The organism is Mesorhizobium sp. M1423 (assembly GCF_040317575.1).
Lineage (GTDB): Bacteria > Pseudomonadota > Alphaproteobacteria > Rhizobiales > Rhizobiaceae > Mesorhizobium.
The window spans coordinates 178105-193365 of record NZ_JAMYKU010000002.1 but is presented as its reverse complement, the minus strand read 5'-3'; the positions used below and the strand labels follow the sequence as shown (position 1 = coordinate 193365).

Sequence of the window (15261 nt, the reverse complement as noted above, 5' to 3'; positions counted from 1 at the left end):
CGCGAATGCGGAATGTTAAAAGGCAGAAAGCCAACAATGGGAGTTAGTCATGACGATCTACAAGAGTAACGGCGACCGCGTTCCCGATCACATCCTGGCCATGGCCGAAGACGCCAAGGCAGGCAAGATGGATCGTCGCGAATTTCTGGCTCTCGCCAGCGTCTTCGGTGCGTCGACGGCGATGGCATATGGCATGCTTGGCCTTGCAGACCCGACGCCAGCCAAGGCGGAAGAGGTCCAGGGCAAGAAAGGCGGCGTATTGAAGGTCGCGCAGTGGATCAAGGATCCGAAGGATCCGCGCAAGTCCGACTGGTCGGAAATCGCCAATGCCGAGCGTCAGGCGCTCGAGCCGCTGGTCAAATATACCACCGAATACACATTCCGCCCCTATCTGCTGGAGAGCTGGGACGTGAATGACGACGCTACCGAATACACGCTGCATGTGCGCAAAGGCGTCACCTGGAACAACGGCGATCCGTTCACCGCAGACGACGTCATCTTCAACCTCAAGCGTTGGGCCGACAAGAAGGCCGAAGGCAATTCTATGCCCGGTCGCCTCGGTTCGCTGGTCAAGGACGACAAGCTGGATGAGAGCGCGGTGACCAAAGTCGACGACCACACGATCAAGCTGACGCTCAGCAAGCCCGATATCGCCCTCATTCCCAACGTGTGCGACTATCCCGGCCTCATCGTCCACAAGACGTTCGACGAAAAAGGCGGCGACTTCAAGTCCTGCCCGATCGGCACTGGGCCGTTCGAGCTGGTCTCTTACGATGTCGGCCAGAAAGTGGTCTACAAGCGTCGTGAAGACAACAAGTGGTGGGATGGCGAGGTCTTCCTCGACGGCATCGAGTTCATCGACTACGGCACCGATCCGGCGGCGATGGTCAGCGCTTTCGAAGCTGGCGAAGTGCACACCAATTTCGAAACCTCGGCCGACTATGTGTCGATCCTCGACGGCATGGACCTGGCGAAGTCCGAGGTCGTCACCGCCTCGACGATCGTCTGCCGCACCAATGTGACCAACAAGCCTTACGGCGACCAGAAGGTTCGCAACGCCCTGCAGCTCGCGGTCGACAACGCTGTCGTCCTCCAGCTCGGCTACGGCAATGCCGGCACGGTTGCCGAGAACCACCATGTCGCCCCGATCCATCCGGAATACTACGAATTGCCGAAGGTTGCTCGCGACCCGGCCAAGGCAAAGGCGCTGATGGCGGAAGCCGGCCAAGCCGATTTCGAGCACGAGCTGATCACGGTCGACGAAGACTGGCACAAGAACACCGGCGATGCGATCGCCGCGCAGATGCGCGACGCCGGCATCAAGGTAAAGCGTACGGTGCTGCCGGGTTCGACCTTCTGGAACGACTGGACGAAGTATCCGCTGTCGATGACCAACTGGAACATGCGGCCGCTCGGCGTCCAGGTTCTGGCGATCGGCTATCGTACAGGTGAAGCCTGGAACGAGACGGCTTGGTCGAATCCCGAGTGGGATGCCAAGCTCAACGCTGCGCTGGCAGTTGCCGACGCCGCCAAGCGCAAGGAAATGATGAAGGATATCGAGCAGATCCTGCAGGATTCCGGCATTATCATCCAGCCTTATTGGCGCAAGCTCTACAGCCATTCGGTCAAGGCGGTGCAGAACTACAAGATGCACCCGACCTTCGAGCGCGACTACGGTAAGGTCTGGCTCGACCAGGCCTGACCGGACGATCCGGAAAGGGGCGTCTGGCCCCTTTCTCTCGCTGGTTGCATGGTCCTTGGACCGGAAGTCGGCGCAGCAAAAAGTTGCGGACTCTTCGGCCGGGGTCTGCAATAAAAAGGGTATTGCATCTGGGACTGGTCTGAAGGCTTGTTCTGCCGCTGGCGGCAGGGCACGGCTTGCAAACCGGTTCCACCCCCCAACCCGACCGGCAGGGGACCGCCATGCTTTCTTTCGTTATCAGGCGTCTCGGCACCATGGCATTGACGATGCTGTGCCTGACGATGATCGTCTTCTTCCTGGTCAATCTCGGGCCCAATCTGAAGAAGCTCGCGATCAGCCAAACCGAAATGCACACATCGGCCGAGCAGCTCGAGGCTTGGCTGGTCAATCATGGCTATCGGCAGAATTTCTTTGTCCGCTACGGACAATGGCTGGGCGTCGTGCCCAAGCAGCCGGTGACCGACCCGGCGACAGGCAAGCCAGCGCAGCGTTTCTCCTTCTGCAACGATCCGGTCGTGCCGACATTTTCCGGCATCCTGCAAGGCGATTTCGGCTGCTCGACCAAATTCAAGACGACGGTCGCCTCGAAACTCTTTCCGGCGCTCAGCGCCACCGGCATCCTGATGCTCTGCGTGCTTGCGGTTATGGTGCCGGTCTCGCTCCTGATCGGCATTCTTGCCGGCATGCGCGAGGGCTCACGCACCGACCGCACATTGTCGGTGGCTTCGATCGCCTCGACGGCGACGCCCGAATATGTTTCGGGCGTCATCTTCACCGTCATCTTCGCCTCCTGGCTCGGCGTGCTGAACGGCTCGGCGGCCTCGGCCAGCCAGGGCATCACCTTCTACAATTTCACCTTGCCGGTGATGACGCTGGCGATCTACGGCATCGGCTACATCGCCCGCATGACCCGCGCCTCGATGGTCGAGGTGATGACGCAGCAATATATCCGAACCGCCCGGCTGAAGGGCCTCTCCTTCGGCAGCGTGGTGGTAAAGCACGCTCTGCGCAACGCGCTGATCGCACCGTTCACGGTCATCATGCTGCAGTTCCCCTGGCTGCTCACCGGCGTCGTCATCGTCGAGGTGATGTTCCGCTACCAGGGGTTCGGCTACACGCTGGTCGAGGCGGCCGGCAACAACGACATCGATCTTCTGCTCGGCTGCTCGCTGGTCTCGGTGTTTATCGTCCTGATCACACAGCTCATCTCCGATGTCGGCTACGCGTTCCTCAATCCGCGCATCAGAGTTCAATAGGAGACCGGGCGGATGCAGGTCGAATATCTCAGCGCCTTCAACGTCGTACTCGGCGTGCTTACCCGCTTCTGGCCGGTCTGGATCGCTCTCGCCCTGGTGATGGGGGCGAGCTTCGGCTACAAGAAGAAGCTTGGCCTTTACGGCCAGCTTTTCGACAGCGGCGTCGGCATCGTCGGCGTCGGCATCTGCCTGTTCTGGCTGTTCACGGCGATCTTCGCATCGACCGTCGCGCCCTTCGATCCGCTCGCCCAGGTGCCGATCATGAAGGACGCGCTGCCGGGCGCGATCGAGCCGGCGTCGAAGCTTGTATACTATTTCGGCGGCGACAAGCTCGCCCGCGACGTGTTCTCCCGCATGGTCTATGGCAGCCAGATCGTGCTGATCATCGCGCCGGCGGCAACCGGCTTTGCACTGATGGTCGGCATCACGCTCGGCCTGCCGGCTGGCTATTACGGCGGCAGGATCGATACGGTGCTCTCCTTCCTCGCCAATTTGGTGCTGGCCTTCCCGGTGATCCTGCTGTTCTACCTCCTGGTGACGCCAGGCATCATGGACACGCCGATCCCCTACGCGATGGCCGGGCTGTTCTTCCTGTTCCCGATCATCTTCTTCAGCGTGCTGTTCTGGACGCGCTACAAGAACCGGCCCGACCGCCTCTATATCCTGCTTGGCCTGACGTTGGTCGTTGGCGGCTGGATCTATGCCGGCCTTGTCTTCGACGCCGATCCGTTCAAGATCATCCACATCGATCCCAACCAGCTCAACATCTTCGTGGCAGTGGTGTTCGCCTCCAGCCCGGGCGTGTTCCGCATCGTGCGCGGCCTGGTCATGGATATCAAAACGCGCGACTATGTTGCGGCGGCGCAGACGCGCGGTGAATCGCCCTGGTACATCATGCTGTGGGAGATATTGCCCAATGCGCGCGGGCCGCTGATCGTCGACGCCTGCCTGCGCATCGGCTACACTACGATCCTGCTCGGCACGCTCGGCTATTTCGGGCTGGGGCTGGCGCCGGAAAGCCCGGACTGGGGCACGGCGATCAAGGATGCCAGCCGGCTGCTGCGCTCTTTCATCCACCCGGCGCTGCCGCCGACGATCGCATTGATGTCGTTCGTGCTCGGCCTCAACCTCCTGGCGGATTCGTTGCGCGAACAGTCGATGAAGGATTGATGCCGGGAAAGATTGAACCGGGAAAGATCGATGCCGGGTTCGGCCCGACATGCCTGCAGAACAAGGATTGGAGCGACCCATGAATGAGGCAGTTCGAAATCCCGCCAAGCCGACCAATGGGCCGATCATCGAGATCGAGAACCTGTCGATCTCCTTCTTCACCCGCAAGGGAGAGATCCCGGCCGTCATGGATTTTTCCTGCACGGTCATGCCCGGCGAGGCGATGGGCATCGTCGGCGAATCCGGCTGCGGCAAGTCGACCGTGTCGCTCGGCATCATGCGCGACCTCTCGAACATCGGAAAGATCGTCGGCGGAAAGATCAAGTTCCAAGGCAAGGACATGGGAGAACTGTCCGACGAGGAACTGCGCGCCATCCGCGGCAACAAGATCGCCATGATCTACCAGGAGCCGATGGCCAGTCTCAACCCGGCGATGAAGGTCGGCCAGCAGCTGATGGAAGTGCCACTGATCCACGACAAGGTATCGAAGGATGAAGCCTATAAACGCGCGTTGGAAATGGTGCGCGCGGTGAAGCTGCCGGATCCCGAGCGCATGATGCGTTCCTACCCACACCAGCTTTCCGGCGGCCAGCAGCAGCGCATCGTCATTGCCATGGCGCTGCTGTCGAAGCCTGCGCTGCTTCTGCTCGACGAGCCGACGACAGCGCTCGACGTGACGGTTGAGGCCGGTATCGTCGATCTGGTCAAGGGGCTGGGCGAGAAGTTCGGGACCTCGATGATCTTCGTGTCGCACAATCTCGGCCTGATCCTGGAGACCTGCGACCGCATCACGGTGATGTATTCGGGCGAAGCGGTGGAGACGGGCAAGATCAAGGACGTCTTCGACCGGATGCGCCATCCCTACACGCAAGGCCTGTTCCGCTCGATCCCGTTGCCGGGCGCCGACAAGAATTCGCGGCCTCTGATATCCATTCCGGGGCAGTTGCCGCTGCCGCACGAGCGGCCGAAGGGCTGCAATTTCGGCCCGCGCTGCCACCATTTCGTCGAGGGCGTCTGCAACGCCGCCGAAATTCCGATGATCGCGGTCGAAGGCCATGACGGGCATTTCTCGCGCTGCGTACGCTTCAACGAGATCGACTGGGAGGCGCTGCCGCCTGGCGCCAAGAAAGTCAACGAGCGCGTGGTGCCCGGTGCGCCGGTGCTCCAGATCGAAGACCTCAGGAAGTACTACAAAGTCGGCGGCAGCGAAGTGTTCGGCTCGAGCGAAGGACGTGTCGTCAAGGCCAACGAGACGATCTCTTTCATGGCGCGCGAATCCGAGACCGTCGCTATCGTTGGCGAATCCGGCTGCGGAAAATCGACCCTGGCCAAGGTGTTGCTCGGCCTCGAAACGGCAAGCTCCGGCCGCGTGAAGCTGGGCAACAAGGAAATCCAGTCGACCGGGATCGAGAAGCGCAGCGTCGACACCGTGTCGTCGATCCAGATGGTGTTCCAAAATCCGTTCGACACACTCAATCCCAGCCATTCGGTCGGTTCGCAGATCATCCGTACGCTGGAAAAGTTCAATGTCGGCGACACGGTGGCCGACCGCCGCAAGCGGATGCTGGAACTGCTCGATCTGGTGAAGCTGCCAAGGGCATTCGAGACGCGCAAGCCGCGCCAGCTTTCAGGTGGCCAGAAACAGCGCATCGGCGTGGCGCGGGCCTTTGCCGGCGACGCCAAGGTGGTGGTGGCCGACGAGCCGGTCTCGGCGCTGGATGTGTCCGTCCAGGCGGCGGTGACCGAACTCTTGATGGACATCCAGCGCAAGAACAAGACCACGATGCTGTTCATCAGCCACGATCTGTCGGTGGTGCGCTACATCGCCGACCGCGTCGTCGTCATGTATCTCGGCTATATCGTCGAGCAAGGCACGACCGACCAGATATTTTCGCCGCCCTATCACCCCTATACCGAGGCGCTGCTGTCGGCGATCCCGATTGCCGATACCAGCGTGGTGAAAAGGCATATCGTGCTCGAAGGCGACATTCCGTCGGCGATGAACCCGCCCTCGGGCTGCCCGTTCCAGACGCGCTGCGGCTACAAGAAACTTGTGCCGGACAATCTTTGCGAAACTACGGTGCCGCCGGTCAAAAATCTCGGCGACGGTCATATGAGCCTGTGCTGGCTGGCCGACGACGTGCTGGCAAAAATGGAGCCGGTGATTAAATTCGACAAGGAACACGCGGCGAATGAGGGCGTGCCGGATGATGCAAACCACGGTGTTGGCCCGGGCTTTGCTGGAGATCCGCCCAAGCGCCCGCATGGCAAGACTGGCAGCGTTGAAGCCGATGCCGAGGGTCAGGCAGCGGAGAATGCCGAAGCGGTCGCCAAAGCCCGCCGTCACGAGGTTCGCGACGAGGTTTCAGAGACCGGCGGCATCTCAAGCTCTGCTGATAGCGCAGTGGCACCAATCACGCCGCCGACAGTCGGCGACGGCCGCCAGGCCGAGAACGCCACGCGCAAGCCGCGCAGACCCAAGGGCGGCTAAAATGCCGCTGATGTGCTAGGGCGCGCATTGCCGTAGCTGCGCGGCGTAGTCCTGCGCCATCTGTTCGGTGGCGTGCGCATAGCGCTGCACGTCGGCGTCGCCGCGATTGCCGCGCTTATAGGCATTCCAGCCGAGATAGTAGGCGAGATATAGATTGTAGGTGTCGTTGCGGGGGACGCCGAGTGTGTCGGCGGTCTTGGAATGATACCAGCCGACAAAATCGACGGCATCGGCAAACCTGGTGCGGCGCGCCGCCCAACTGCCGGTCTCGTTCTGGTATTGCGCCCAGGTGCCGTCGAGCGCCTGCGAGAAGCCGGTGGCGCTGGAGATATGTTTCCAGGGAATGAAACCCAGCAGCTTGGTGCGCGGCGGCCGTGCATTGCTCTTAAAGCCGGATTCCTTGCGCACCGTCGCCATCAGTACTGGGACTGGCACCCCATATTTCTGCTCGGCGCGCTGTGCGGCCGCCTGCCAGTTGTCGAACCAGCCATCGTTCTGGTCGAAAACGGCGCAGACATCGTTGATGTGGTTCGGCGGCGTCGCGCAGGCCGAAAGTGCCAGCGGCACGGCAATCGCTACAATTTTACTAAAACTCGACCTACGCATTGGAAGAGCATTAGGCCGAAAACATAAAAGGAATCTTGCTGCGTTCCTTAACGGCTCATCGGCCGCTTTGGCTGGCGCTGAGCAAGTATGAACCTTCCGACATTTGTTGTCGCTTTTACCGATGTGAAATTCCCGGTATGGCGCCTTGGCTAAAATCACGCCCGCAGGTGGCGGATTCTTGACAGCCCGATCTTTGTGCCGGCGCTTTGATGCGCCGCATGAGCGAACCAAGACGCAAGCGCGGCGCCGAGCGAACGAGCAACAGGGGACCCACCGCCATCCCGCAACTGCCGCTCAGGCGGGTGACAAACCCTTATCCGCCGATGGCGATGCTGTCGGCCGACCAGATCGAGGCGATCCACCAGGCGTCGATACATATCCTGGAGAATTTCGGCATTGAGGTGATGAGCCCGCGGGCGCTGTCACTGTTCGAGAAGGCCGGGGCCAAGGTCGATCATGCCTCGATGAACGTCCGCATCGATCGCGGCATGATCGAGGAAGCGCTGAAGACGACGCGGTCCAGCTACACGCTGACGCCGCGCAATCCCGCCCATGCCGTCCACCTCGGCGGCAATACCATCAACTTCACGCTCGTCGCCGGGCCGCCCAATGTGCACGACATGGAGCGCGGCCGCCGTGCCGGCAATTTGCGCGATTATTCCGATCTCGTCCGGCTGGCGCAGCATTTCAACTGCATCCACATGCTCGGCAACCAGGTCTGCGCGCCGGTGGAATTGCCGGCGAATTCCCGTCATCTCGACACCTATTTCGCCAATCTGACGCTGACGGACAAAAGCTTTCACGTCTCGGCCATCGGCCGTGGCAGGGCGCTCGACGGCATCAAGATGATGGCAATCGCGCGCGGACTGACGCTTGACGAGATGCGCGACGATCCCGGGGTCACCACGATCATTTCGGTCAACTCGCCGCGCCGCTTCGACGAGATGATGGCCGAGGGGCTGATGACGATGGCCGAGTTCGGCCAGTCGGTGGCGGTGACGCCGTTCACGCTGATGGGAGCGATGAGCCCGGTGACGCTTGCCGGCGCGCTCGCCCAGCAGAATGCCGAGGCGCTGTTTGGCGTTGTGCTGACGCAGCTCGTCCGTCGCGGCGCGCCGGTGATGTATGGCGCCTTCACCTCCAATGTCGATATGAAATCGGGCGCGCCGGCCTTCGGCACGCCTGAAAATACCAAGGCGAACATCGCGTCCGGACAGTTGGCGCGGCGTTACAAGCTGCCTTATCGCACGACACCGGGCTCAGCCTCCAATGCCGCCGACGCGCAAGGCGCCTATGAGACGCTGATGGCGCTGTGGGGCGCGGTGCTAGGCCACGGCAACCTCGTCTATCACGCCGCCGGCTGGCAGGAGGGCGGACTGACTGCATCGTTCGAAAAGTTCATCATCGACGTCGAGATGATCCAGCACATGATGGAGTTTTTGCGCCCGATCGAAGTCAACGAGGCCGAGCTTGCCGTCGAGGCTCTGGGTGCGGTTCCGACCGGCGGCCACTTCTTCGGCGAGCCACACACGCTGGAGCGCTACGCCACGGCCTTCTACCAGCCGATACTGTCCAACTGGCAGAACTACGAGGCCTGGCAGGAGGCCGGTGGGCTCGACGCCACGTCGCGTGCGACCAGGCTGTGGAAGAAGGCGCTGGAGGACTATATCGAGCCGGTGATGGAAATCTCCAGGCGCGAGGCGCTGGAGGCGTACCTGGCCAAGCGCAAGGAAGCGATCGGGCAAAGCGAGCCTTAAGCACCACTCTTCTCGGATTCATTTTCTTCTCTTCCAGAATCATGAACCCATCCAACTCTTTGAAATGACGAGAATCCCATGAAATCACATGCAAAGGTCGTGGTTATTGGCGGTGGCGTCGTCGGGTGCTCCGTGCTGTTCCATCTGGCCCGGCACGGCTGGACCGACATCGTGCTCCTGGAGCGCGATGAATTGACCTCCGGCTCGACCTGGCACGCGGCCGGCGGCATGCACACGATCAACGGCGATCCCAATGTCGCCAAGCTGCAGAAATACACGATCTCGCTCTACAAGGAGATTGAGGAACTGTCCGGCCAGGCGACCGGCGTGCATCTGACCGGCGGTGTGCTGCTGGCGGCGACCGAGGCGCGGCTCGACTGGCTGCGCGGCGTTGTCGCCAAGGGCCGCTATCTCGGCATCGAGCTCGAGGAGATATCGCCGGCCGAAGCCGCCGAACTGATGCCTCTGCTCGATCCCAAGCAGTTCGTCGGTGCCGTCCGCAACAAGGAGGATGGCCATCTCGATCCATCCGGCGTTACCCACGCCTACGCCAAGGCCGCGAGGAAGCTTGGGGCCGAGGTTGAGCGCTTCACCAAGGTCGAGGACATCGTGCGGCGCGCCGACGGGCTGTGGCGCGTCATTACCAACAAGGGCGAGGTGGTGGCCGAGCATGTCGTCAACGCCGGCGGCCTGTGGGCGCGCGAGGTCGGCCGCATGGTCGGGCTGGAGCTGCCGGTGCTGGCGATGGAGCACATGTACCTGATCACCGAGGACATGCCGGAAGTCGCCGCCTGGAACCAGAAGACCGGCACGGAAATCATCCATGCAGTCGACTTTGATGGCGAGCTCTATCTGCGTCAGGAGCGCGGCGGCATGCTGATGGGTACTTACGAAAAGGCCAACAAGCCATGGTCCGAGTTCCAGACGCCGTGGAACTTCGGCCACGAGTTGCTCGAGCCCGACATCGACCGCATCGCGCCATCGCTGGAGGTCGGCTTCCGGCATTTCCCGGCCTTCCAGAACACCGGTATCAAGCAGATCATCAACGGGCCCTTCACCTTCGCGCCGGACGGCAATCCGCTGGTCGGGCCGGTGCGCGGCCTGCCGGGGTTCTGGGTGGCCTGTGGTGTCATGGCCGGGTTCTCACAGGGGGGCGGCGTCGGGCTGGCGCTGTCGAACTGGATGATCGAGGGCGATCCCGGCGCCGACATCTGGGCGATGGATGTGTCGCGCTACGGCGACTGGGCGACGATGGCCTACACCAATGCCAAGGTGCGTGAGAATTATTCGCGGCGGTTTTCGATCCGCTTCCCGAATGAGGAACTACCGGCCGGACGGCCGCTCAAGACCACACCGGTCTATGATCTCCTGTCGGACAAAGGCGCGCAATGGGGCGTCGCCTATGGGCTGGAAGTGCCGCTGTGGTATGCGCCGGAAGGCGTGAGGGACGAGTTCTCGTGGTGGCGCTCGAGCGATTTCGAGCATGTCGCAAATGAGGTCAAGACCGTTCGAGAAGGCGTTGGCCTGTCGGAGATTTCGAGCTTCGCCAAATACAAGGTGACGGGCGAGGGCGCTGCAGCCTGGCTCGACCGCCTGCTTGCCTGCAAGCTGCCAAGGCCCGGCCGCATGACGCTGGCGCCGATGCTGAAGGAAGACGGCAGGCTGATTGGCGATTTCACGCTAGCCAATCTCAGCAGCCCAAATTCGGAAAGGGACGGCTGGTTCCTGGCCGGCTCCGGCGTCGCCGAGCAGTACCATATGCGCTGGTTCGAAGCGCATCTGCCGAAGGACGGCTCGGTCAGTATCGAAGCGCTGGGAGCAAAACTCACCGGCTTATCGATCGCCGGGCCGAGCGCGCGGAACCTTCTTGAAAAGGTCACACGATCTGATGTGTCGAATACGGCCTTTCCGTTCATGGCCATCAGCAAGATGGACATCGGCATGGCGCCGTGTCTGGTCGGGCGTGTCAGCTACACCGGCGATCTCGGCTACGAGATCTGGGTGGCGCCGGAATATCAGCGCGCCGCCTATCAGGCGCTGATGGCGGCGGGCGAAGAATTCGGCATCGGCCTGCTCGGCTCGCGAGCGCTCAACGCATTGCGGCTGGAAAAGAATTACGGCTCATGGGCGCGCGAATACCGGCCGATCTATGGGCCGCTGGAGGCCGGCCTCGATCGCTTCGTCGCCTATGCCAAGGAGGCCGATTTCATCGGCAAGCAGGCGGCGCTGGCAGAGCGCAAGCAAGGCGGCAGACTGCGGCTGCGGGCCTTTGTCGTCGTCGATGCTGTCGATGCCGACGTCATCGGCGACGAACCAATCTGGCATGGCGGCGCCGTGCGCGGCTGGGTCACGTCGGGCGGCTATGCGCATCATTCGAAAAAATCCGTCGCTATCGGCTATGTGCCGAAAGAGATTGCCGACGAAGTCGACGGTTTTGAGATCGAGCTTCTGGGCAAACGCCATGTTGCGCGCATGCAGCCGGTCCCACTGTTCGACGCGAACTTCGAGCGGATGCGTGGGTGAGATTTCAGGCGCTGCGGCGGTTATCCAGCGCCAATGCGCCGGCGCCGGCGAATACCAGATAGAGGAAGATGAAGCAGAACGATATTGCCGCATCGCCACCATTGTTGACCGGGAAGAAGTCGCGCGGCATGTGCGCCATGAAATAGGCGATCGCCATCTCACCGCTGAGAAGGAATGCCACCGGCCTAGTGAAAAGCCCCAATACCAGCAGGATGCCACCGGCGAATTCCAGGATGGCCGCGGTCAGCGATAGCCCGCTCAGGGCGCCGGCATGGTCGCCGACGGGGAAATTGAACAGCTTTTGCGTACCATGTTCGATGAATTGCAGTGCCGTCACGAAGCGCAATGCGGCCAGAGCCTGCAGCTGATATCTGACAAGACCGTCGAAAAGCTTCATCTAAGACTCCATTTTACCCCCGAACCGGCCATAGATCATCGCCCGACAGGGGACCATTCACTTCGCATGGCCCGCCAGCCACAATCAGTGATTGGAAATGTTCCTCGTCCTTTTAATATTTTTCTCTCCAGGGTTGTATTTTAAATGCTATAGTTGTAGTGATATCCAGACACTCCAAACCATGTGGGTTCCGTTTGCCATGAGAAAAGTCGTCGTCAGCCTATTCGCCATCCTTGCAGGCACCAGCGTCGCCACGGCCGACGATGCCGGCTGTGCTGCCTTCAAATGGCCGGTGACGCGCGAGGAGGCCCTGTTTGCGGCGGCGCCCGCCGCGCAGTCCGGCGCTGACCTTTCGGTCGGCGAGGCTGCAGATGTGGCGTTGGCGCCGGTCGGCACGATCAGCTTCACCGTTCCGCCGGAACGCGCGCCGGCAGCCGGTACATTCGGCGCGATGGCGAGCGTGGCCGTGCCCCCGGAGGGAGAGCTCCAGATCAGCCTGTCTGATGAGGCTTGGATCGATGTCGTTCAGGACGGTAAAGCCGTGAAGTCGGCGGCTTTCAGTGGTATAAAAACCTGTCCGGGGATCCGCAAGAGCGTGCGCTTCAAGCTAGCCGCCGGCCCGGCGACCATCCAGCTCAGCGGCGCCAAGAAGCCCGATCTCAAAGTTTCCGTGCTGACGCCGGAATAGTTCTCAAAGAGCGTAAGGTTGGAGGGACAGCGCCCCTCTCTGTCCTGCCGGACATCTCCCCCACGAGGGGGGAGATCGGTTTTTGCTGCCGGTTTCGCCAATCGCGACGCGACGTTGCTACCGCACCGGTGCCATTAGCGCGAAATGGGCGCCTTGCGGGTCTGTGCACTGCACGATCCAGCTGCCGCCGGGGACCTCCATCGGACCCATCAGGATCTTGCCGCCATTGTCGGTGACGCGCTTGGCTGCCGCGTCGATGCCGGGCACGTTGAAATAGAACTGCCAGACCGGCATCGGGATCTGCTCGGGCTTGTTCATTATGCCGCCAACGGGCTCGCCGCCGAAGGCGAAAAGCTGGTAGACGCCCATCGGACCCATATCCATGGCGTCGCCCTTCTCCCAGCCGAACTGACTGGAATAGAAATCGGACGCCGCCTTCCAGTCTGATGTGTAGAGCTCATGCCAGCCGATGTTGCCGGGTGTCGCCAATGGTAGCGGCGGCTGGTCGGGACCGCTGGGCTGCAGGAAGTTGAACATCGCGCCTTGCGGATCGGCAACGACGGCGAAGCGGCCAACGCCCGGAATGTCGTCTGGCTCGCGGTGAACCGCGCCACCAGCCTTCTTGAGGGAGGCCGTTGCGGCATCGACATCCCTGGTGAGGATATAACCGATCCAGGCCGGCGGCATTCCCATCTTGCGCGCGTCATCGGGCAGCGTCATCAGCCCGCCGACACCGCGCTCGCCGACATTCATGACGATATAGCGCGGCATGCCCGGCGCCCCGTCGAAAGGCTGCCCCCGCCAGCCTACCACGGCGGTGTAGAACGCCTCGGCGGCGTCGAGATCGGTGGTCATCAGCTCGTACCAGAAGAAGGGCATGGGGGACTGTGGCATTGTCGTGCTCCTTGCGGTTTTTCGATCATGCGCGATCCATTCTAGGACGATCTTCACGACGAAAATCCGACAGCCAACCAAAAAAGATGACGGCAAACCGGAAATGTTACCGGGTTGCGCGCCCTGTGGTTTTCGACTTTGCTTGCAGTCAACGAGGGGTTGTTGATCCATGCGCCGGATGTCGCTCACTTCCGAACTTGTCGCGCTGTGCGACGAGATCAGGTTGATCCATGGCAACGCTCCTGAATGCGGCTCCGTACCTGCTTCGTGACGTATATGGCCGTTTGGAAAAACATGATTATTACAGTCATGTTTGTTGAAGCTTTTCAGTCGCTTGCGCCGAAAATTGACCAATTGATAAAAAAATAAAACGTGCTAGCCTTCCCCAAAACAAGAACATGGGGAACTGACGATGGCAGAAGGCCAGTTCAAGCAAGGCATTGCCGGCGGGCGGCTTTCGCCGGAACAATATGCCGACAATTTTGCCGACCTGCATCCGCCGCTCGATCATCACGAGGCGCTGGTCGAATCCGACCGCTGCTATTTCTGCTATGACGCGCCGTGCATGAATGCATGCCCGACCTCGATCGACATCCCGCTGTTCATCCGCCAGATTTCGACGGGCAATCCGATCGGCTCGGCCAAGACGATTTTCGACCAGAACATTTTGGGCGGCATGTGCGCCCGCGTCTGCCCGACCGAAACGCTGTGCGAAGAAGTCTGCGTGCGCGAGGTGGCCGAAGGCAAGCCGGTGCAGATCGGTCGCCTGCAGCGCTACGCCACCGATGTCGCCATGGCCGAAAACAAGCAGTTCTACAAGCGCCCCGAACCGACCGGCAAGACGGTCGCTGTGGTCGGCGCCGGACCGGCCGGGCTTGCGGCCGCGCATCGGCTTGCCCGCCACGGCCACGACGTGACCATCCTGGAAGCCCGCCCGAAGGCCGGCGGCCTCAATGAGTACGGTATCGCCGCCTATAAGAGCGTCGACAATTTCGCCCAGGCCGAGGTCGACTATGTCACGTCGATCGGCGGGATCGACATCCAGAACGGCAAGGCGCTCGGCCGTGATTACCAGCTGTCGGACCTGACTAGGAATTACGACGCGGTTTTCCTCGGCATGGGGCTTGCCGGCGTCAATGCCTTGCGAGCGGATGGCGAGGAGGCGCAAGGCGTCACCAATGCTGTCGAGTTCATTGCCGAGCTCCGTCAGGCCAGTGATCTGGCCAGCCTGGCGGTCGGCCGGCGCGTCGTCGTCATCGGCGGCGGCATGACGGCGATCGACGCGGCGGTGCAATCGAAGCTGCTCGGCGCCGAAGAGGTGACGATCTGCTATCGGCGCGGCCCGGAGCACATGAACGCCTCCGAATTCGAGCAGGACCTGGCTGCCGCCAACGGCGTCATCATCCGGCACTGGTTGCAGCCGAAGCGGGTCATTGCCGATGGCGGCAAGGTGTCGGCGATCGAGCTCGAATACACCGCGATGGACGGCGACCGGCTCGTCGGCACCGGCGAGCGGCTGACGCTGACCGCCGACCAGGTGTTCAAGGCGATCGGCCAGAGTTTTGTCCCGGCTGCGCTCAACGGCAGCGGGGCTTTGCTTGACCTGGAAGCCGGCCGCATCAAGGTCGACGCCGAAGGCCGCACCTCGCTGCCAAACGTCTGGGCCGGCGGCGACTGCATCTTTGGCGGTGACGACCTGACCGTCTCGGCCGTCGCGCAAGGCCGAGACGCGGCGGAAAGCATTCATCGGGCACTGGCCTCGAACGGGAGGGCATGA

General features: G+C 61.8%; 11 protein-coding genes. 8 read left to right on the top strand and 3 right to left on the bottom strand.

The window, feature by feature from the left end; translation table 11 throughout:
* Positions 1-49: 49 nt before the first annotated feature.
* The 4 genes from NKG95_RS03800 (at position 50) to NKG95_RS03785 (ending at position 6619) form a co-directional block, all read left to right on the top strand.
* Complete coding sequence (locus NKG95_RS03800) at positions 50-1702, top strand: ABC transporter substrate-binding protein (RefSeq protein WP_023720874.1); 1653 nt, start codon at positions 50-52, stop codon at positions 1700-1702.
* Between the two features lie 221 nt (positions 1703-1923).
* A complete protein-coding gene (locus NKG95_RS03795; protein ID WP_023720873.1) occupies positions 1924-2958 on the top strand; it encodes an ABC transporter permease in 1035 nt (344 codons plus the stop codon).
* A 12-nt stretch (positions 2959-2970) separates the two neighbouring features.
* A complete protein-coding gene (locus tag NKG95_RS03790) occupies positions 2971-4128 on the top strand; it encodes an ABC transporter permease (RefSeq protein ID WP_352482929.1) in 1158 nt (385 codons plus the stop codon).
* A 79-nt stretch (positions 4129-4207) separates the two neighbouring features.
* Positions 4208-6619 (top strand): dipeptide ABC transporter ATP-binding protein, encoded by a 2412-nt coding sequence (locus tag NKG95_RS03785; RefSeq protein WP_023720871.1) that lies wholly within the window; start codon positions 4208-4210, stop codon positions 6617-6619.
* 15 nt (positions 6620-6634) lie between these two features.
* Here NKG95_RS03785 and NKG95_RS03780 read toward each other — a convergent pair whose 3' ends face one another.
* Positions 6635-7225, bottom strand: a complete 591-nt coding sequence (locus NKG95_RS03780) for a transglycosylase SLT domain-containing protein (protein WP_353039993.1) — start codon at positions 7223-7225, stop codon at positions 6635-6637.
* 218 nt (positions 7226-7443) lie between these two features.
* Between NKG95_RS03780 and NKG95_RS03775 the strand changes: the two genes are divergently transcribed.
* Both NKG95_RS03775 and NKG95_RS03770 read left to right on the top strand, forming a co-directional pair.
* The gene (locus NKG95_RS03775; protein WP_353003401.1) at positions 7444-8982 is read left to right on the top strand and encodes a trimethylamine methyltransferase family protein; all 1539 of its coding nucleotides are present in this window, start codon (positions 7444-7446) and stop codon (positions 8980-8982) included.
* A gap of 78 nt (positions 8983-9060) precedes the next feature.
* Complete coding sequence (locus tag NKG95_RS03770) at positions 9061-11505, top strand: GcvT family protein (RefSeq protein ID WP_353039992.1); 2445 nt, start codon at positions 9061-9063, stop codon at positions 11503-11505.
* A 4-nt stretch (positions 11506-11509) separates the two neighbouring features.
* Here NKG95_RS03770 and NKG95_RS03765 read toward each other — a convergent pair whose 3' ends face one another.
* A complete protein-coding gene (locus NKG95_RS03765; RefSeq protein WP_023720867.1) occupies positions 11510-11902 on the bottom strand; it encodes a DoxX family protein in 393 nt (130 codons plus the stop codon).
* A gap of 181 nt (positions 11903-12083) precedes the next feature.
* Here NKG95_RS03765 and NKG95_RS03760 point away from each other — a divergent pair, with 181 nt between their 5' ends.
* Positions 12084-12590: a hypothetical protein gene (locus NKG95_RS03760; RefSeq protein ID WP_031194518.1), complete on the top strand. Its 507-nt coding sequence runs from the start codon at positions 12084-12086 to the stop codon at positions 12588-12590.
* 117 nt (positions 12591-12707) lie between these two features.
* Here NKG95_RS03760 and NKG95_RS03755 read toward each other — a convergent pair whose 3' ends face one another.
* Entirely contained in the window at positions 12708-13484 is a 777-nt protein-coding gene (locus tag NKG95_RS03755; protein ID WP_023720865.1) for a VOC family protein, read from the bottom strand.
* Between the two features lie 412 nt (positions 13485-13896).
* On the opposite strand from NKG95_RS03755, the gene NKG95_RS03750 reads away from it, so the two are divergent.
* A complete protein-coding gene (locus NKG95_RS03750) occupies positions 13897-15261 on the top strand; it encodes an NAD(P)-dependent oxidoreductase (protein ID WP_353018407.1) in 1365 nt (454 codons plus the stop codon).

Excerpts from the sequence above, each read along its gene's own strand:
- NKG95_RS03800 (WP_023720874.1), top strand. The coding sequence starts at position 50 with ATGACGATCTACAAGAGTAACGGCGACCGCGTTCCCGATCACATCCTG.
- NKG95_RS03795 (WP_023720873.1), top strand. The coding sequence starts at position 1,924 with ATGCTTTCTTTCGTTATCAGGCGTCTCGGCACCATGGCATTGACGATG.
- NKG95_RS03790 (WP_352482929.1), top strand. The coding sequence starts at position 2,971 with ATGCAGGTCGAATATCTCAGCGCCTTCAACGTCGTACTCGGCGTGCTT.
- NKG95_RS03785 (WP_023720871.1), top strand. The coding sequence starts at position 4,208 with ATGAATGAGGCAGTTCGAAATCCCGCCAAGCCGACCAATGGGCCGATC.
- NKG95_RS03780 (WP_353039993.1), bottom strand. The coding sequence starts at position 7,225 with ATGCGTAGGTCGAGTTTTAGTAAAATTGTAGCGATTGCCGTGCCGCTG.
- NKG95_RS03775 (WP_353003401.1), top strand. The coding sequence starts at position 7,444 with ATGAGCGAACCAAGACGCAAGCGCGGCGCCGAGCGAACGAGCAACAGG.
- NKG95_RS03770 (WP_353039992.1), top strand. The coding sequence starts at position 9,061 with ATGAAATCACATGCAAAGGTCGTGGTTATTGGCGGTGGCGTCGTCGGG.
- NKG95_RS03765 (WP_023720867.1), bottom strand. The coding sequence starts at position 11,902 with ATGAAGCTTTTCGACGGTCTTGTCAGATATCAGCTGCAGGCTCTGGCC.
- NKG95_RS03760 (WP_031194518.1), top strand. The coding sequence starts at position 12,084 with ATGTGGGTTCCGTTTGCCATGAGAAAAGTCGTCGTCAGCCTATTCGCC.
- NKG95_RS03755 (WP_023720865.1), bottom strand. The coding sequence starts at position 13,484 with ATGCCACAGTCCCCCATGCCCTTCTTCTGGTACGAGCTGATGACCACC.
- NKG95_RS03750 (WP_353018407.1), top strand. The coding sequence starts at position 13,897 with ATGGCAGAAGGCCAGTTCAAGCAAGGCATTGCCGGCGGGCGGCTTTCG.